This window comes from Corynebacterium meridianum, from assembly GCF_016342265.1.
Lineage (GTDB): Bacteria > Actinomycetota > Actinomycetes > Mycobacteriales > Mycobacteriaceae > Corynebacterium > Corynebacterium meridianum.
This window is the reverse complement of the sequence record NZ_JAEIOS010000011.1, coordinates 692,095-709,984: the sequence shown is the minus strand read 5'-3', so window position 1 is coordinate 709,984 and position 17,890 is coordinate 692,095. Positions and strand designations below refer to the sequence as shown.

Sequence of the window (17,890 nt, the reverse complement as noted above, 5' to 3'; positions counted from 1 at the left end):
GGCGAGGAGAAGTCGCGTCGGGTGGTTGTTTCGGGGGCGGGAGTGGCGCGGTTTACCGCCGAAACACCCCGGGCGATGGACCACGGGGACGAGAAACCCGGTAGCGTGTACTAGCGAGATCACATCACCCGGGTAGTCTCCGGACTCTCCGAACCCGGCCGCACGGGCCGGGGGCGGAGGACGGTTCATTTTCCCGGATCAATTTTAGGAGGAAACACACAGTGAGCGACGCTCCGGGCGCGGCCAAGGAAAGCGCCCAGGATTACGCCATGCTTCTCGGGGTCGAGCCGGACCACATCGTTCAGGAGGTCGGCTGGGACGAGGACTGCGACACCGACATCAGTGAAGCGGTCGAGGATGTCATCGGGGAGGCCCTTCTCGAGGAAGACACCGACGAAATCTGCGACATCGTTCTGCTGTGGTGGCGGGAAGAGGACGGCGATCTGGTGGATGGCCTGGTCGATTCGATCCGTCCCATCGCCGAAAACGGCCGTATCTGGCTCCTGACTCCCGGGGCCGGAAAACCGGGCCACGTGGAACCTGGCCTGATTGCGGAGTCCGCCCAGCTGGCGGGACTCGTCCAGACGTCCGCCGAGAGACTCGGTGCATGGCAGGGGTCCTGCCTGGTGCAGAGCGGGAAGAAGCGCTAGCTTCGGTGTTTCGGCGGTGCTCGTGCTAGAGTAACCGTCGTTGTTTGACCGTGTTCGCGGGTACCGATCGGGTCCTCGTGATTACTGTTCGTGATCAACCACGGACATCGACGGTCCAGCCACGCGTCGGCGTGACCGGACCTCCACGAACGCGGATGAACACACTGTGCGCGCCTTTAGCTCAGCTGGAAGAGCAGCTGGTTTACACCCAGCAGGTCGGCGGTTCGAGCCCGTCAGGGCGCACCATTGGAGGGCCCGTCCGGTAGTCACCGGGCGGGCCCTCTTTCCTGCCACCTGTGCGTCAAATATGCAGGTGGCGGGGTGTTTTCACAGGTGGTGAAAAGGGGCGGTTGCAGCGCTACGATGGCGGATATGTTCCTCGATGTTCCCCCGGTCTCCGGACTCAGCGACCCGTTCCCGATTCGAGTGTCGGATGTGTCGCCGGGTGCAGTCGTGCGGATCGGTCTCCGGGCCACGGATGCCGCCGGGGTCGTCTGGTCCTCACTGACCGAGTTCACCGCTGACGGCGGGGGACGGGTGGACACCTGCACGTCCCTGCCGGGTTCCGCCGAATGGGGTCCGGCGAACAGCCTGGGGCCGTTGTGGACACTCCGCCCGGAGCACGGGACACCCGGTAGCGGATTCTCCCTGGAACCATCCGGCGCGGTAGCACTGGACATCCGGGTCAGGAGCACCGGAGCGGCCCTCGGCGCGGGTGCATCGCGCACGATCGGACGCCGTGCCCGCGAGGTCGACGCGCCACCGGCGCCGGGACTCCCGGCGGCCCGTTTCTTCGTCCCCGATGACGGTGGGCCGCATCCCGGCGTGGTACTGCTCGGCGGCGCCGAGGGCGGCGTCCCGGCTGCGGCGGCAGCGGAACTCGCGGACCGTGGCTGGTCCACCGTCGCCTGGGACTGGTTCCCACGGGAGTCCGGTGGGGTCGATGTGGGGGAACTCCGTGCGGCCCTCCGCGCGTTCGTGGGACACCGGTCGGTTGCCGGTGACCGGGTCGCCCTGGTCGGGCGGGGTAGGGGTGCGGAACTCGCACTACTCCTCGCGGTGGCGGAACCGGACCTCGTCGGCCCGGTCGTCGCGCACTCGCCCACGGACGTCCGCACGAACGATCCGCATGCGGACCCCTCGGCCACGACGTACCTCGGGGATGCCGTCCCGGCGGTGGATCTGCCCGCGCCGGAACTCGGCTCCGCGTTCGCGCGTCTCCGCTCTAGGCTCCGGCCGGCGCTCGCCCAGAAGTCACTGGAACTCGCCGGCTACTACGCGGACGCACGCCGGAAGGCGGGGGAGGATGCCGTTGCCGCGGCCCGGATTCCGGTCGAGAACGTCCGTGGTCCGCTGTTGGTGACCGCAGGGACCGCTGACGCGGTGTGGGACTCGGAGACCATGGCCGGGGCACTGGCCCAGCGCGCCGCGGAGGCCGGGATCGACGCCTACGCCATCGTCTATCCGGGTGCCGGGCACGGGGTCGGTTGGCCGTTCACCCCGGCCGGGCTGCCCGTCCCCGACACGACCGCCGCCTACGGTTCCGCGGTGGCACTCGGCGGCGACCGGACCGCATCCGGCGCGGCGGCCGCGCGGTCGCGGGACGCGGTGCTCGAGTTTCTGGGAGAGTTCCACGGCGGGGAGACGGCGTGAACGCCGTTATCCTCGCGGGGGTCCTCGCCGACCGGGTGATCCCCGATCCCCGGCGTGGGCACCCGGTCGCGATCTTCGGGACCTGGGCCGCCTGGCTGGAGAGACTCTGCTACCGGGACTCGAGGGCCGCCGGTTGCGTGCACCTCGTGCTCTCGGTGACCCCTCCGGTGGCGGTGACGGCGATCGCGGCGCGCCGTGCTCCGCGGTTGACGACCGCCGTGTGTCTGTGGGCGGCTCTCGGCGGCACGATGCTGGAGCGGACCGGAACCCGCATGGGTGACGCCCTCCAGGTCGGGGACACGACCGCGGCTCGGGACCTGGTGCCGTGGCTGTGTTCCCGGGATCCTGCGCTTCTCGACGTCGCGGGGATGGCCAGGGCCGCGGTTGAGTCGCTCGCGGAGAACACCTCCGATGCCGCAATCGCACCGCTGGTGTGGGCGGCGGTAGGTGGTGCCCCGGCGGTGGTCGCCCACCGTGCGGTCAACACGCTCGACGCGATGGTCGGGTACCGGAACACCCGCTACAGCAACTTCGGTTGGGCGGCCGCCCGAACGGATGACGTGCTGGCGTGGCTGCCCGCACGGGTGACGGCCCTGGTGCACACCGGTCTGGCGTACACCGTGGGGCGGGGCGGGGAAGCCGTACGCGCCTGGCGGGAGGATGCACCGTCCCACCCGAGCCCCAATGCCGGGATCGTGGAGGCGACCGCGGCGGCCGCACTGGGTGTGCGTCTCGGCGGACCAACCGTTTACGCGCACGGGATCGAGAACCGTCCCGTGCTCGGCACGGGCCGGGCACCGGACGTGGCTGCGATCCGGGACGCCGTCAGGCTGTCCGGGAGGACCCAGGCCATCGCCACCTGCGTCGCCGTCGCCACGGCGGCGGTCCTGTCGCGCTGTGGGCGGAGCCGTCTGCGGGCTCCCCTGGAGGACGGCTGAGCCGACTCCTCTACGTCGGCATCCGCAGGACAGCGGTGTAGAAGCCGTCCTCCCGCTTTCCGGAGTGCAGCAGCCCGGTTCCGGGGCCCTCGAGGAAACTGAGGGAGGAGTCCTCCGCCACGCGGTCGCCCGACATGGCGAGAGCCGCGAGGAGCGACTGCATGGAGTCGACACCGCCCGAGGCGAACTCGACATCGCCGTCCGAGAGCCCGGTGATGCGCCAGCGGGTCTCCCAGAAGTCCTCGCCGCGGTTGACGGGGGCCGCGATCTCCACGGTGACGGAGCTTCCGTCCTCGCGGTGCAGGGTGCGACTGACCAGTGGCTGGATGGTGTTGTCCACGGCTAGAACCTCTCTTCATTCTTCTCGGCGATGGTGCGGTAATGATCGGTGTGTCCGGATCCGTAGCGCGCGCGTCTGCGGCGTCGTTCCCGGGGCTGCGGCTGTGGCACGGGGGGCGTCGTTTCGGTCCCCACGTCCTGCGCCTCAGTGTCGCGACGCGTCGGGGAGCGTTCCGGAGGATCGGTGTCCCCACCCGGGCCACCGGTCGATACCGGGGCGGCTGCTGCGGCGGACGCCTCCTCTTCCCGTTCCCGGCGGCGTTCCCGTATCTCGGCCCAGATGAAGTAGCCGAGTCCCAGTGGGGCCATGATCCCGAAGGCGATCCACTGGACCCCGTACGAGAGGTAAGGGCCCGCATCGAGCTTCGGCAGCGGGATGGGGTCCAGGCCACCGGGGGAACCCGCGGAGAGCTGGATGTAGTCCCGCCCGAGCGGGACACCCGTGAGCTCAGCTATCTGCTCCGTGGAGATCCCGTGGACCTGGGTGTGGTTTTGCTCGGTGACGGGGGAGCGTTCGGGGACCGCCTCGTTCCGGCGGAGGTAACCGGAGACGGTGACCTCTTCACCGGGGGCTGCGGGAACCTCCGGTATCTGTCCTGCCTCGACCGGGAGCCAGCCGCGGTTGACCAGGAGGATCGTGCCGTCATCGAGCTCGAAGGGGACGAGACCCTGGACAGCCGGCTGGTGGTCGACGGGCCGCAGCCGCAGCAGCACCTCGTCGTCCGACAGGTAGTGTCCGTCGAGGGTCACGCGGCGCCACTCGAGATCAGGGGCGACGACGCCGTCGGGACCCACGAGAGTACCGACGGGAACAGGATCGGTGTTGAATGCCTGTTCAATGCGCTGGTTCCGGGCACTGGTGGCCTCGTTCTTCCCGAGCTGCCAGGGGGCCAGAACGGTGAATGCGGTGTAGGCGAAGACGATCACCACGACCGCGGTGATGACCCAACCCGGTGTGAGAAACACCCGGAACAGCGACAGAGGACCTCTCGATCCTCCGGGGCGTGCTGCGTCGGTGTTCACACCGGCCAGTCTAGTGCCAGCCGGTGGAACCACCGAAACTCACCGCCCCGACATATCCGCGCAGGTCTCCCGCATCCAGTCGATCAGACCGGGCAAGGCGGCATCGATCTGCTCGCGGACCACGGTGAAGTCGTCGGAGGTGCCGTAGTAGGGGTCGGCGCAGTCGACCTCGCCGGCAGCCGGGTCGAAACTGCGCAGCAACCTGATCCGCTCGCGGGGCACGCCTGCGCCACGGAGGGCACGTACGTGCCCGGAATCGAGGGCGACGAGCAGATCGGCGTCGCGGTGCTCGTCACCGAACTGGCTCGCCCTGTGATCCGAGCCGTCGTGGCCCGCGGCCTGGAGTTCGGCGAGTGCCCGGTCATCGGCGGGCTGGCCGACGTGCCAACCGCCCATTCCGCAGGACCGGAGGAGAACCCGGTCGGTGAGACCGGCGTCCTCGACCGCGTCGCGCACGATGACCTCGGCCATGGGGGAGCGGCAGATGTTGCCGGTGCACACGAAGACGACGTACACGTCCTCGGTACGTTCCCTAACTCTGCTCGTTCCACTCATCGACTATGTCCTCCAGGTGTCGGGTGCTGGTCGCGGTCCAGCGGGCCTTCGCGTGTTCCTCGGCATCACCGTACCCCCAGGCACAGGCCACTGCATCGATTCCGAAAGTGGCCGCACCGTCGAAGTCGTGGATGCGATCGCCGATCATGAGGATATCGGATTCGGTCCCCCGCAGGTCCAGGGAGTCCAGGACGTACGCGATGACCGACTCCTTGGAACGGCGCGGACCGTTCTCCTCAGCCGCGCCGAGGAAATCGATGGAGTCGATCATCCCGTAGCGCTCGAGAGACTTACGGGCGAAGTGCTCGCCCTTCGAGGTGGCGGTGCAGACCCGGTAGCCCTTCTCCCGCCAGCGGGCGAGTAGCTCCCGCATGCCGGGATAGGGCTCCGCGTTCGCCCAGGACCCCTCACCGTAGTGCCGGAGGTAGACGCGCACCCCTTCCCGTGCCTCCTCGGGGGTCATGCCGATGGAGCGCATCGTCAGTTCCATCGGGGGGCCGGCGATCCGGGAGAGCACCTCCTCGCCCGGACGCGGGTGCCCCATGGCGTCGAGGGCGTGCAGGAAGCTGGCCCGGATCCCCGGGTAGGAGTCGATGAGTGTGCCGTCCACGTCTATCAGCAGAGTTTTCACGCCCTCCAGTGTGACAGAACGTAATCTGGTCCGTGTGAATGAGGACGACCTGCTGCGGTATCACGGCGATCTCGCGACCGCGGGTACGGTGGACCCCGGCTCCGGGATCCTGGACTTCGCCGTGAACGTGCGTGCCCCGGGCCCCCCGGAGTGGCTGGCTGCGGCTCTCCGGGATGAGATCCCGGGTCTCGGGTCCTACCCGCCGCAGGAGGTCATCGACTCCGCGAGGGACGCCGTGGCGGAGCACCACGGGGTGGGCCCGGGGTGCGTTCTGCTGCTGGCCGGCGCCGCCGAGGGGTTCTCCCTCATCGCCGGACTCGACGCCCGGCACCCGGTCGTGGTGCATCCCGGATTCACCGAACCGGAGGCGGCATTGCGGGCCGCCGGTGCACGGGTGGAACGCATGGTGCTGGACGTACCGTTCACCCTGGCTGGCCGCAGGCCACCCGAGGCCGCCGACCTGGTCGTCATCGGCAACCCGACCAACCCGACCGGGGTGCTGCACCCCCCGGCGGAGATCCGCGGATGGTGCAGACCCGGGCGGACCACCGTCGTCGACGAGGCCTTCATGGATCTGACGGACGAGAGCCGTTCTCTCGCCGCCGAGGTCACACGGCACCCCGGACTGGTGGTGCTGCGCAGTCTCACCAAGACCTTCTCCCTGGCCGGGCTACGGTGCGGTTATCTGCTGGCAGCGCCGGAGCTGGTGCACCAACTCGCCGCCAGACGGCCCCACTGGCCGTTGGGAACGCTCCAGGCGGTCGCGATCCGCACCGCCCTCCGTGAGGGTGCCGGGTTCCTCGCCGCGGAGACACGGACCGTCGCCCGCCAGCGCATGGAGATGATCGGCGCGCTGCGCGGAGCGGGGTTCACGGTGCACGCCCACTCGCAGGCGCCGTACCTACTCGTTTCGCCACCCGTCGACGATCCGGAGGAGACCCGCGTCGCGCTCGCGCGACGGGGAATCGCCGTCCGCCGCTGCGACACCTTCCCCGGACTGGACCACACCTACTGGCGGCTCGCCGTGCGCGGCGCGCCGGAAGTTGCGACACTGGTGGGCGCAGTGACCGGACACACCCCGAACAACGTCAAGGAAAGAGAACGACAATGACCAGCACCGTCGCCGAGATCCGCCGGATCATGGACACCGCCTACCCGCCGCACCTCGCGGAGAGCTGGGACAGCGTCGGACTGATCTGCGGGGATCCCGACGCCCCCGTGGGCAGGGTCGTGTTCGCCCTCGACTGCACCGACGAGGTCGCCCGTGCCGCGGTCGACGCCGGTGCGGACATGCTCATCGTCCACCACCCGCTCCTCCTGCGCGGCGTGGACAGCGTCGCGGCAGACACCCCGAAGGGCCGCATCCTCCACACCCTGATCCGCGGGGGAGTGGCACTGTTCGCCGCGCACACCAACGCGGACTCCGCCCGCCCCGGCGTCAACGACGCCCTCGCCGAGACCATCGGCATCACCCCGGGCCGCGCGGTCGCCCCGAAACCCGGCACCGGTCCCGACAAGTGGGGCGTCCACATCCCCGCCCCCGACGTCGAAACCGTGAAGCAGGCGCTGTTCGACGCCGGAGCTGGGGCGATCGGGAACTACCGCGAATGCTCCTTCCAGTTCCCGGGGCAGGGCCAGTTCCGGCCCGCCGACGGTGCGAACCCGGCGCTCGGCTCCATCGGGGAACTCGAGCACGTCGACGAGGTCCGCGTGGAGTTCGTCGCACCCCGGTCGCGCCGCGGGGCGATCACCGCCGCACTGCGCACCGCCCACCCGTACGAGGAACCCGCCTTCGACATCACCGCCACAGAGGGCACGGTCGACCCGGACACCGCACCGGGCCTCGGACGGATCGGGGATCTGCCGGAGCCGATGCGCTTCGCGGACTTCGTGCAGCAGGTCGCCGACCGGCTCCCGGTCACCGAATGGGGAGTCCGCGCCGCAGGCGATCCGGACCGGATGGTCCGACGGGTCGCGGTGTGCTCGGGTTCCGGTGACAGCTTCCTCGACACTGTCGCGGCGATGGGGGACATCGACGTGTTCCTCACCTCGGATCTCAGGCACCATCCCGTGGACGAGCACCTGCGCGCCGGGGGCCCCGCCGTGATCGACACCGCGCACTGGGCGAGCGAATCGCCCTGGTGCGCCCGCGCCGCGGAACTCATCGCCGACGAGGCCGGCGTCGACACCCGTGTTCTCGACATCCGCACCGATCCGTGGACCATCTCCCGGCATGCGCGCGATGAAGGGTAACGTGAACCCTCCCGTACCGTGATCACGGACAGACTCCGTGATCACCGCACCGACCGAAGAACAGAAAGCACCACCGTGAAACTCGCCCCTGACAACCAGCGTCTCCTCCTCGAGCTCGCCGACACCGACGCGGCACTCACCGTCGACCGCGCGGAACCGATCCTCGAGGAACAGCAGGAACTCGACGCCCTCATCGCCGAGCGGGCGAAACTCCGGGACGGCGCAGCGGTTTCCAAGATGGGGGTCGAGGATCTGCGCCGCGATCTCGGGCGCCTCGACCACGACCTCGCGAAGCTGGAGCGCAGACAGAAGGCCGATCTCGACGGGCTCGGTGCCGCAACCGACATGGAGGACCGGCGCGATCTCGAGCACGATCTCGCGTCGACGCGCCGCCGGATCCGGCGGATCACCGAGCAGAAGGAGAACATGCGCCAACGGATCGAGGCGACCGACCTCAACCACGACTCCGACGGTGCGCTGTTCGACGAGATCGAGGAGAAGATCGCGGCCACCACCCGTGCCCGGGACGCTGCCCTGCAGGGACGACGCTCCTCGCGTGCCGACCTCGAGGTGAAACGCGACAATCTCCGGTCCCGTCTCGCCGAGACCACCCCCGAGGCCCTCGACGCCTACGACGAACAGTACGAGTCCTTCGGCGTGGGTGCCGCCCGTTTCACCGGGAACTCCTGCACCGCCTGCTACCTCGTTCTGCCCGCCGCCGGGATCTCCCGGATCCGGGCGACCGCGAAAGACACCGTCCCCCGGTGCCCGGAATGCGGGACCTGGCTGGTCCGTAGCTGACCCGGTACCGGAAGAAACGTGGAGGACACGCTGTGAAGGTGATCATCGAAGCCGACGGAGGTTCCCGCGGCAACCCCGGAATAGCGGGCAGCGGAACCCTGCTGCTCGACGAACGGGGTGAGAGGATCCTCCGCAGGATCTCCGAGTTCGTGGGGAAGACGACCAACAACGTCGCCGAGTACCGCGGCCTGATCAACGGACTGATCGCGGCCCACGACCTGGGTGCCACCCACGTCGAGGTCCGACTGGACTCCAAACTCGTCGTCGAACAGATGTCGGGGCGCTGGAAGGTCAAGCACCCCGACATGAAGAGACTCGCCCTCGAGGCCCGTGACCTCGCGGCCCGGTTCGAGAAGATCAACTACACCTGGATCCCGCGGAAGCAGAACAGCCGGGCCGACGAACTGGCGAACATCGCGATGGACGCCGGCGCCGACGGCGCGACACCCGGGAAGATCGACCTCGGGGAGCGCGCCGGCGGGCCACCGGAACCCACCGCGGAACCCGCGGAACCCGACGCGAAGGACAGCGCCGCCACGCCCACCGCGGCCCCCACCTCCTGGAACGGCGCGGTCACCCGCCCCACCCGCATGATCCTGCTCCGCCACGGGCAGACCGAGATGTCCGCGGAGCGACGCTACTCCGGGCGGGGCAACCCGTCACTCACCGCCGTGGGCAGACGGCAGGCTGAGCTCGCCGCAGCCATGCTCTCGGCACGCGGCGGCATCGACGCCATCGTGTCCTCACCGCTGGCCCGCACCCGCGAAACCGCGGACACGTGCGCCGCGGCCCTCGGACTCGACGTCGACGTCCTCGACGACCTCACCGAGCTCGACTTCGGCGACTGGGACGGCCTGACCTTCGCACAGGCCAGGGAGGCGGACCCGGAGCTGCACGCGAAATGGCTGGACGACACCTCGGTGGCGCCACCCGGCGGGGAGTCGCTCCAGGCGGCGTACCGCCGCATCAAGCGTGCGAAGAAGCACATCGTGGACACCTACGGTGAGGCCAACGTCCTCGTCGTCAGTCACGTCACCCCGATCAAGGGCATCCTCCGCCTCGCCCTCGACGCCGGTCCCGGCATCTTCCACCGCATGCACCTGGATCTCGCGTCCCTGTCCGTCGCCGAGTTCTACGCCGACGGGCCGACGACCGTGCGACTCGTCAACGATACCGCCCACCTGCGCTGATCCTCCCCGAATACCGGGCGAATCATGCGGCCGGGCCGGGGCACGGTACAGTGACGGATGCGAATGAGTCGACCGGGCGGTCGCGGCCGGTGAAACGACGGACGGGTTCACCCCCGTCCGTGCAGACACCGCGCCGAGGAAAGTCCGGACTCCACAGTGGCAGGGTGGTTGTCAACGGCAACCCAGGGTGACCTGCGGGACAGTGCCACAGAAAACAAACCGCCCCGGGTCCCGGGAAACCGGGTCGCGGGGTAAGGGTGAAACGGTGCGGTAAGAGCGCACCAGCACCGCAGGTGACTGCGGTGGCTAGGTAAACCCCACCCGGAGCAAGGTGAGAGGGCGCATAAACGGGTTTCATCGAATAGACCCTGATGTGCCTGCGCGGACGATTGAGGGCTGCCCGCCCGAGTCCGCGGGTCGACCGCTTGAGGCGCCCAGCGATGGTGCGTCCAGATGGATGACCGCCACCGCGCCGGTCACACGGCGCGGCACAGAATCCGGCTTACAGGTCGACTCATTCGCCCCACACCTTTCCCGGCCCCGGTACCGGCGCGTGATTGCCCGGATGCGGCCCGCACGGCCCGTGATGTCCCCCTACACTGACGTCCACACGGTGTTCCCCGGCCGATCCGGGGCCGCCTCCCGCACCTCCACCCGGTGCCCGAACCCGGAAAGGACCACACCATCGTGCCGACAACCCTCCAGAACTTCATCGGAAACTCGTTCGTCGACGCCCGGGGAACCGGCACCATCGAACTCGTCAGTCCCGTCACGGGACTGGTTACGGCTATCTCCCCGGTCTCCGGGGAAGCGGACGTCGACGCGGCGGTGTCCGCCGCCGCCGAGGCCTTCCGGAGCTGGCGTGACACCACCCCCGCCGTCCGGCAGTCCCTCCTGCTGAAGTTCGCGGACGCCATCGAGGACAACTCCCGGAACCTGGCGGAGATCCAGTCGCGGGAGACCGGACAGATCATCTCGCTGATCGAATCCGAGGAGTGCGGCGTCGGTGCGGACCAGATCCGGTTCTTCGCAGGCACGGCCCGGACCCTGGGCGGGTTGGCCGGAGGGGAGTACATGGACGGTTTCTCGTCGATGGTGCGCCGCGAACCGGTCGGCGTCGTCGCCCAGGTCACACCCTGGAACTATCCGCTGATGATGGCACTGTGGAAAATCGGGCCCGCCCTGGCCGCGGGAAACACCGTGGTGCTCAAGCCCTCCGACACCACGCCCTCATCGACGCTGGAACTTGCCCGGCTCCTGGGCGGTATCCTGCCGCCCGGCGTGGTGAACATCGTCCTCGGTGACGCATCCACCGGGGAGAAGCTCGTGGCGCATCCCGATGTCCGGATGGTGTCCATCACCGGATCGGTGGCCGCGGGGCGCGCCGTCGGCGGCAGCGCCGGGGCCAACCTCAAACGTTCGCACCTGGAACTCGGTGGAAAGGCCCCCGTCCTCGTGTTCGCGGACGCGGATCTCCCGGCGGCGGCGGAGGGCATCGCGCAGGCGGGCCTGTTCAACGCCGGCCAGGACTGCACCGCGGCGACCAGGGTCATCGTGGAACGGAGCGTCCACGACCGGTTCGTCGAACTCCTCGTGGAAGAAGCGGTCAAGCTCCGCCCCGGACAGCCCGACGATGACGACGCGTTCTACGGGGCGCTGAACAACGCCGCACACCTGGAGAAGGTGCTGTCCGTGATACGGAACCTGCCCGACCACGCGACCGTCGTGACGGGCGGACACCGGATCGGGGACACCGGCTTCTACGTCCAGCCCACCGTCGTAACCGGTCTCCGGCAGACCGACGACGCCATCCGCCGGGAGATCTTCGGCCCCGTCATCACCGTGCAGCCCTTCACCGGAACGGATGAGGCCATACGGATGGGCAACGACGTCGACTACGGGCTGGCCTCATCGGTGTGGACCAAAGACCACGCGACCGCGGAGCGGTGCTCACGCGAACTCGACTTCGGATGCGTGTGGATCAACTGCCACATCCCGCTCGTCGCGGAGATGCCGCACGGGGGATTCAGGGATTCGGGCTACGGCAAGGACCTTTCCCTGTACTCGGTCGAGGAGTACACCCGGATCAAACACGTCATGACGGCACACTGACCCGGTGGTCACGCCCAGGAGGCGGGGACCCAACCGAGGGCTGAGATGACCGAGTAGATGAAGGCGGTCACGTAGACGACGATGATCGTGCCCTGGATTGCGGGGTGGGCCTGCCACGTCGCCCGCCACGCCGGTTCCCGGTCGCCGTTGCGTCGCGCCGCGTGCAGCATCATGACCGGAATCACCGACATGATCGCACCGGCGAATCCGCCTGCGTAGCTCAGGGCTGCGACGAAACCGCCCAGCCCGATCAGGGAGATGATCAACGGCGGGAGGACGGTGACTGCCGCCGCGACCGTCCGGTGTTTTCCGTACTGCGGCCAGTGCAGTATGTCCAGGACGTTGCGCATGGTGGTGAAGCCGATCGCGAGGAACGACGTGAACATCGCGCACAGGGCGAAGATGTTGGCCAGATAGTAGGCGACCTGTCCGAGTTCCTCGCCCCAGGCGATCGTCACCACTTCACTGACGTCGCGACCCATCAGACCGAGCGCTGCAAAGGGGACCAGCGCGAGGGTGAAACCGGTGACGCACATGCCGATGACGATGACCTTCGGTACGGCTCCGGGATTCGATTTCTCGAGGCCACGGGTTATCTCGGGGACGACGTACTGGGCGAGGAAGGCGAAGACGGCGAGGTTGATGATGGGGATGATGTAGAGCGGGTGCAGGACGAGGAGATTTCCGGCACTGATTCCCGGACCCATGAACGTCCAGCCGCAGAGTATGGCGATGATGATGGCCATCCCGGAGGTGACCGCGCCCTCCGCGGTACCCGTGGCGTGCAGGCCCTTCCACATGAGGAATGTGCCGAGGCCGAAGAACACCAGGGTGCCGAGGATCGGGGGAACACCCATCAGGTTGTTCACGAGGGTTCCGGATCCGGCGGCGTACGCGATGAGGGCACCCGTGCCGTTGACGATGATGGCCAGGAACACCAGCCAGCGACCGGTGTCGCCGAGGTACTTCTCCGCCAGACCGGACAGCTGCAGCGGCTTCCTTGTCCGCATCGACACTTCGGCGACGTACAGCATCGAGATCGTGGTGAGTGTTCCGGCGAGCGCCAGGGCTATCACCAGGGCGAGGAAACCACCGTTGCGTCCCGCGTACGGCAGGGAGAGGATACCGGCACCGATGTTGGTGCCGAAGATGAGCGCGACCCCCTGGAGGACCGTGATGGAGGTCGGGTGCCCGTGGTCGTCCGGGACCACGGTGTTCGTGTCCTGCGGTGTGCGCATCGGACTCCTTTCGGTCGGTGGCGGGTTTCAGGCGCGGTCGGTCAGGGCGTCGGTGAGTACCCCCAGTCCTTCGCGCAGCAGTTCTTCGTTGATCACCAGCGGTGGCAGCAGTCGGATGACGTTGCCGTTCATCCCGCAGGTCAGGATCAGGACGCCGGCGTCCCGGCAGGCGGCCTGAACCGCCGAGGTGTACGCCTTGTCCGGTGCGCCGTCGGGAGCGGTCAGCTCGAGCGCGATCATCGCCCCGCGGCCGCGGACCTCCGCGATCCGACCGGATTCCGCGGCGACCGGGTCGAGTACCTCGTGGATGATCGAGCCGATGTCCCGTGCGCGGTCACAGAGATCGAGCTCCGCCATCTGGTCGAGGGCGGCGAGGGCGGCGTCGCAGGTGACGGGATTACCTCCGTAGGTTCCCCCGAGACCACCGGGCCCGGCCGCGTCCATGATCTCCGCCCGGCCCGTGACCGCGGACAGGGGCATGCCGCCGGCTATCGCCTTCGCGGTGCACACCAGGTCCGGGACGATGCCCTCCCGGTCGCAGGCGAACCAGTCGCCGGTGCGGCACAGACCCGACTGGATCTCGTCGGCGACGAAGACGACCCCGTTGTCGCGGCACCAGTCGACGACCGCACCCAGGAAACCGGGAGCCGGTTCGATGAATCCGCCCTCCCCCTGGATCGGCTCGATGACGACGCATGCGAGGTTCGACGCACCGACCTGCTGTTCGATCATGGTGATCGTCCGCCGGGCCGCCGTCTTTCCGTCCAGGTGATCGTGCAACGGGTAGGACATCGGTGCCCGGTAGACATCGGAGGCGAAGGGGCCGAACCCCGATTTGTAGGGCGCGCTCTTCGCCGTCATCGCCATCGTCAGGTTGGTCCGGCCGTGGTACGCGTGCTCGAACACGACCACGGCCGGCCTGCCCGTGTGACTGCGGGCGATCTTCACCGCGTTCTCCACCGCCTCGGCACCGGAGTTGAGCAGGATCGTTCGCCGCTCGTGGTTGCCCGGTGTCAGTTCGTTGAGGCGCTCGCACACCGCGACGTAGCTCTCGTAGGGGGAGATCATGAAGCTGGTGTGCAGGAACCGGTGCGCGGACTCCGCGACCGCGTCGGCGACCCGACCGTTGGAGGCACCGACGGAGGTGACCGCGATGCCGGAGGCGAAGTCGATGAAGCTGTTTCCGTCGGCATCGACGAGGACTCCGCCGTCCGCGTCGACGACGCAGGACGGCAACTGCGGCGACAGTGCGCGCGGCACCGCCGCCCGGCGGCGCTCAGCGAACGCGGCCGATTTCGGGCCCGGCAAAGCGGTGACGATGGAACGCTTCTGGGGGAGGCGGTGGACAAGATCCTTCACTCTGGTTCTCCTTGAGTGTGCGTGTGATGAGGGGGGCGGGGGTGCCGTATCCCTAGCCGACCGGCGGCTAAGACACCCGGGGTGTCCGGGCTCACAATTATGCGTCCATCGTCGGGCGGACCGGGAGTGCCATACTGGACAAAAGTACTTCTCCAGTTGTCCGGATTGGATAGTTGTCCATGTTTCGTGCAGGTACACCGAGACTGCAGTTCCGCTGGCTGATGAACCAGAAACATCTCGAACTCCTGGAACTGGTGCCCGGAGCGCGGGATTTCACCGTGGTCCAACCCACCGAACTCGAGGACCCGGGCGAATTCCTCGTGCCCGGTGCGATCGTCCTGACCGTCGGTATCTCCTTCGCCGGTGAGCCGGAGCGTCTCACCGGTTACTGCAGGGCCCTCGCAGACGCCGGTGCCGCCGCGGTCGGGTTGGGGACGGGACTCGTGTTCGACGAGGTTCCCGCGGAACTCGTCGTCGGTGCCCGGGCGGCGGGACTCGCCGTGTTCGAGGTGCCGAGGCACATCCCGTTCGCCTCGATACTGGGTGCCGTGGAGGACGAGCGCACCAGGCTCGGCAACATCGAACGCGAGCGGTTGATCAACGCCCAGGAATTGCTCAGCCAGTACGCCGTGACCGGTGGTCTCGAGGCATTGGGGCGACAACTGTCAGAGGTGCTCGACTCCGCCGTGGCGATCGTCGACAACGACGCCCGCAGCGTTCTCCGCGAGGACCGGGGGACACGCTGCGCGACAGCTGTGGCCGTCGATGCGGTCCGTGCAGGCCGGGACTCGGCCGGTCCCACGACGGACGGTGACGGATTCACCCACACCTACCGGATGTCCCGCCACGGTGAACGGTTCCACGTGCTCGCCGTGGAGACCCCCGGACCCCTCGGTCCCTCCGGTCGCGCCCTCATCCGGCACGCGGCAGGCCTCGCCGACATCCTGATCCAGCGACCCGCGCACCTGCGCGCCGCCCGCGCGGAGATGAACACCATGGCGATGGCCATCCTGCTCGGGGTGGAAAACACCGCAGATACCGTGGACCGGGTGTTCGGCGCCGTGACCGACGCGCGGGGAAAGATCCGTCCGGTGATCATTCACGGTGATCACACCCGAGCCGTCGAGAGCGCCGTCAGCGCCGTCGACGACGCCCTGGAGTGCCGCGGCCGGTATCTCTACAGCCTGCGGATCGTCCCGAACACCGTCCTCCTGCTGTTCCGTGGGGACCGGGCGAACCGCGGGATCACTGAACTCCTCAGAGCCGCCGCAGCGGAGGTTCGCGTGGCCATCGGTCCGCCGGTGCACTGGCGGGAGCTCACCCCGAACCTCGTGGACGATCTCGTCATCGACGCCAGGTCCCGCGCCCTCGGCGTCTCCGGGGGAGGCACAGGCGGGGCGCGGTGGATCCACGATCCCGCGGTACGCGCGGCGCTCGACACCCGTGCCGCGCAGACCTGGGAACGACTCGTGGACCACGACCGGAGAAACGGGACCGAACTCGCGGACACCCTGGCGACCTATCTCCGGGGGCACGGTCGGATCACCACGTGCGCGGAGACCCTCGGGGTGCACCGGCACACCGTGCGCACCCGACTGGCCCGGATCAGCGAGGTCACCGAGGTGGACCTCTCGGATCCGGTGGCATGTGCGGAGCTGCTGCTGGTTATCGTCACGCGAACAGGTGGTGAATGACCGTATCCACGATCTCCGGATGTGCCAGAATCGGACCCCATGAGACTCTATGCGGCAGCACTCGACTTCGGCGGTATCGCCGAGGAGTTCGGGATCGTCCGCGACTTCGATGGGGCGGTCAGTCGGGAGGCGGCCACCGCCCGCGACCGGTACGCGGGACAGCGCGTCGACAGGCGGGACATCGACCTGGTCACCATCGATCCCGAGGGATCCATGGACCTCGATCAGGCGGTGTGCATCCTGCCTGACGGCGACGGTTACCTCGTGCACTACGCGATCGCGGATGTCGCAGCATTCGTCGACCCCGCCGGCGCCGTGGCCGCGGAATCCCTGCGCCGGGGACAGACCATCTACCTGCCGGACGGTCCCGCACGCCTGCATCCGCCGGCACTGTCCGAGGGATCCGCGAGCCTCCTACCCGGAGTGGACCGACCCGCGGTCCTGTGGAGCATGCGTCTCGACGCCCGCGGCGAGGTGACGGGCCATGGACTCACCCGGGCTCTGGTCCGCAGCCGGGCCCGATTCAACTACGTAGAGACCACCGCCGACATGGAGAACGGGACGCTGCACCCCGCGATCCGACTGCTCCCCGATGTCGGTGAGCTGCGTTCCCGGACGGCGCTGCGCCGCAGGGCGGTGTCGCTCAGTACGCCCGCACAGAGTGTCGGGAAGCAGCCTGACGGACGCTACCGGCTCGACGTCGAGCCGCGCCTGGCCATGATGGAGTACAACTCCGAGATCTCGCTGCTCACCGGGATGATCGCAGGCCGGATGATGGCGTCCGCGGGCATCGGAATCCTCCGCACCCTCGCTCCGGCGGACCCCTCCGATCTGTGGGAATTCGCCGCCGAGGTCGCCGCCCTCGGCTACTCCTACGACCCGGCGGATCCGATCGGCACATTCCTCGACGGGGTCGATGTCACCGGACCGAAGGGGATGGCCGTCATGCGTGAGGCCCAGAAGCTGCTGCGTGGTGCCGGATACGAAGTCCTCACCGGGGAGGACGGGGAGACTCCGGGGGAGTTCATCCACGCCGGTGTCGGCGGCTACTACGCCCATGTCACCGCGCCCCTGCGTCGTCTGGTCGACCGCTACGCCACCGAGTTCTGCCTCGCGATCCACAACGGCACAGCGGTCCCGGAATGGGCCGAGGACGGTGCCGCGGACGTTCTGGAGACGATGCACAGGACAGCCCCGCTGGCCGGAAGCGTGGACCGGGCGTGCCTCAACCTCGTGGAGGCCACTGTGCTCGAACCGTGGGTGGGGGAGACGTTCAGCGCCGTCGTGCTCGCGACATCGGAGTCCTCGGACAGTGCCCGGATATTCATCGCCGAGCCGCCCGTGGTCGCCCGCTGCGCAGGGGCACCGGAGCAGGGCACTCGGGTGACCGTCCGACTCGACGGCGTGGACACCGCCAAACGCGAGGTCTCCTTCTCCTGGGTCCCCTGACCGCC

16 protein-coding genes, 1 tRNA gene and 1 other RNA gene are annotated in these 17,890 nt (G+C 68.6%); 12 read left to right on the top strand and 6 right to left on the bottom strand.

The annotated features are described in order from the left end of the window. The first annotated feature begins 269 nt into the window (after positions 1–269). The 4 genes from JDV75_RS06330 (at position 270) to JDV75_RS06315 (ending at position 3,241) form a co-directional block, all read left to right on the top strand. Positions 270–650: a DUF3052 domain-containing protein gene (locus JDV75_RS06330; protein WP_198738483.1), complete on the top strand. Its 381-nt coding sequence runs from the start codon at positions 270–272 to the stop codon at positions 648–650. A gap of 170 nt (positions 651–820) precedes the next feature. After that, positions 821–896 (top strand) — tRNA-Val (locus tag JDV75_RS06325). 126 nt (positions 897–1,022) lie between these two features. Further along, complete coding sequence (locus JDV75_RS06320; RefSeq protein ID WP_198738363.1) at positions 1,023–2,303, top strand: acyl-CoA thioesterase/bile acid-CoA:amino acid N-acyltransferase family protein; 1,281 nt, start codon at positions 1,023–1,025, stop codon at positions 2,301–2,303. Continuing rightward, positions 2,300–3,241, top strand: a complete 942-nt coding sequence (locus JDV75_RS06315) for a cobalamin biosynthesis protein (RefSeq protein ID WP_198738362.1) — start codon at positions 2,300–2,302, stop codon at positions 3,239–3,241. The genes JDV75_RS06320 and JDV75_RS06315 overlap by 4 nt, the downstream gene beginning before the upstream one ends. 10 nt (positions 3,242–3,251) lie before the next feature. On the opposite strand, the gene JDV75_RS06310 is transcribed toward JDV75_RS06315, so the two are convergent. From JDV75_RS06310 to JDV75_RS06295, 4 genes are read right to left on the bottom strand one after another with little or no spacing between them, the layout of a single operon-like run. Next, entirely contained in the window at positions 3,252–3,581 is a 330-nt protein-coding gene (locus tag JDV75_RS06310; protein ID WP_198738361.1) for a DUF6968 family protein, read from the bottom strand. Positions 3,582–3,583: 2 nt separating this feature from the next. Beyond that, positions 3,584–4,603 (bottom strand): SURF1 family cytochrome oxidase biogenesis protein, encoded by a 1,020-nt coding sequence (locus tag JDV75_RS06305; protein ID WP_248095363.1) that lies wholly within the window; start codon positions 4,601–4,603, stop codon positions 3,584–3,586. Between the two features lie 39 nt (positions 4,604–4,642). Beyond that, the gene (locus tag JDV75_RS06300; RefSeq protein WP_198738360.1) at positions 4,643–5,158 is read right to left on the bottom strand and encodes a low molecular weight protein-tyrosine-phosphatase; all 516 of its coding nucleotides are present in this window, start codon (positions 5,156–5,158) and stop codon (positions 4,643–4,645) included. Continuing rightward, on the bottom strand, positions 5,136–5,789 hold the full coding sequence (locus JDV75_RS06295; RefSeq protein ID WP_418884384.1) for an HAD-IA family hydrolase: 654 nt from the start codon (positions 5,787–5,789) through the stop codon (positions 5,136–5,138). The genes JDV75_RS06300 and JDV75_RS06295 overlap by 23 nt, the downstream gene beginning before the upstream one ends. A 34-nt stretch (positions 5,790–5,823) precedes the next feature. On the opposite strand from JDV75_RS06295, the gene cobC reads away from it, so the two are divergent. The 6 genes from cobC to JDV75_RS06265 all read left to right on the top strand — a co-directional run bounded on the left by cobC (position 5,824) and on the right by JDV75_RS06265 (position 12,145). Beyond that, positions 5,824–6,900, top strand: a complete 1,077-nt coding sequence (gene cobC, locus JDV75_RS06290; RefSeq protein ID WP_248095361.1) for an Rv2231c family pyridoxal phosphate-dependent protein CobC — start codon at positions 5,824–5,826, stop codon at positions 6,898–6,900. Next, positions 6,897–8,042: a Nif3-like dinuclear metal center hexameric protein gene (locus JDV75_RS06285; protein ID WP_198738358.1), complete on the top strand. Its 1,146-nt coding sequence runs from the start codon at positions 6,897–6,899 to the stop codon at positions 8,040–8,042. Before cobC ends, JDV75_RS06285 begins: the two co-directional genes overlap by 4 nt. A gap of 75 nt (positions 8,043–8,117) precedes the next feature. Beyond that, on the top strand, positions 8,118–8,843 hold the full coding sequence (locus JDV75_RS12215) for a CT398-like coiled coil hairpin domain-containing protein (RefSeq protein WP_198738357.1): 726 nt from the start codon (positions 8,118–8,120) through the stop codon (positions 8,841–8,843). Between the two features lie 32 nt (positions 8,844–8,875). Beyond that, entirely contained in the window at positions 8,876–10,033 is a 1,158-nt protein-coding gene (locus tag JDV75_RS06275) for a bifunctional RNase H/acid phosphatase (RefSeq protein WP_198738356.1), read from the top strand. A gap of 64 nt (positions 10,034–10,097) precedes the next feature. After that, positions 10,098–10,554: RNase P RNA component class A (gene rnpB, locus JDV75_RS06270), an RNA gene on the top strand. 163 nt (positions 10,555–10,717) lie between these two features. Next, entirely contained in the window at positions 10,718–12,145 is a 1,428-nt protein-coding gene (locus JDV75_RS06265) for an aminobutyraldehyde dehydrogenase (protein WP_198738480.1), read from the top strand. 8 nt (positions 12,146–12,153) lie between these two features. Here the strand turns inward: JDV75_RS06265 and JDV75_RS06260 are convergent, their stop codons facing one another. Together JDV75_RS06260 and gabT are read right to left on the bottom strand one after the other, a co-directional pair. Then, on the bottom strand, positions 12,154–13,383 hold the full coding sequence (locus tag JDV75_RS06260) for an aromatic amino acid transport family protein (protein ID WP_198738355.1): 1,230 nt from the start codon (positions 13,381–13,383) through the stop codon (positions 12,154–12,156). A gap of 27 nt (positions 13,384–13,410) precedes the next feature. Continuing rightward, the gene (gabT, locus tag JDV75_RS06255; protein WP_198738354.1) at positions 13,411–14,742 is read right to left on the bottom strand and encodes a 4-aminobutyrate--2-oxoglutarate transaminase; all 1,332 of its coding nucleotides are present in this window, start codon (positions 14,740–14,742) and stop codon (positions 13,411–13,413) included. A 221-nt stretch (positions 14,743–14,963) separates the two neighbouring features. Here gabT and JDV75_RS06250 point away from each other — a divergent pair, with 221 nt between their 5' ends. Next, entirely contained in the window at positions 14,964–16,436 is a 1,473-nt protein-coding gene (locus JDV75_RS06250; RefSeq protein ID WP_198738353.1) for a PucR family transcriptional regulator ligand-binding domain-containing protein, read from the top strand. Between the two features lie 39 nt (positions 16,437–16,475). Then, the gene (locus JDV75_RS06245) at positions 16,476–17,885 is read left to right on the top strand and encodes an RNB domain-containing ribonuclease (protein WP_198738352.1); all 1,410 of its coding nucleotides are present in this window, start codon (positions 16,476–16,478) and stop codon (positions 17,883–17,885) included. The last annotated feature ends 5 nt before the right edge of the window (positions 17,886–17,890 follow it).

Bases quoted from the DNA above. Each gene is read 5' to 3' on its own strand.
- JDV75_RS06330 (WP_198738483.1), top strand. From the start codon at position 270: ATGCTTCTCGGGGTCGAGCCGGACCACATCGTTCAGGAGGTCGGCTGG.
- JDV75_RS06320 (WP_198738363.1), top strand. From the start codon at position 1,023: ATGTTCCTCGATGTTCCCCCGGTCTCCGGACTCAGCGACCCGTTCCCG.
- JDV75_RS06300 (WP_198738360.1), bottom strand. From the start codon at position 5,158: ATGAGTGGAACGAGCAGAGTTAGGGAACGTACCGAGGACGTGTACGTC.
- JDV75_RS06285 (WP_198738358.1), top strand. From the start codon at position 6,897: ATGACCAGCACCGTCGCCGAGATCCGCCGGATCATGGACACCGCCTAC.
- JDV75_RS06260 (WP_198738355.1), bottom strand. From the start codon at position 13,383: ATGCGCACACCGCAGGACACGAACACCGTGGTCCCGGACGACCACGGG.
- JDV75_RS06250 (WP_198738353.1), top strand. From the start codon at position 14,964: ATGAACCAGAAACATCTCGAACTCCTGGAACTGGTGCCCGGAGCGCGG.
- JDV75_RS06245 (WP_198738352.1), top strand. From the start codon at position 16,476: ATGAGACTCTATGCGGCAGCACTCGACTTCGGCGGTATCGCCGAGGAG.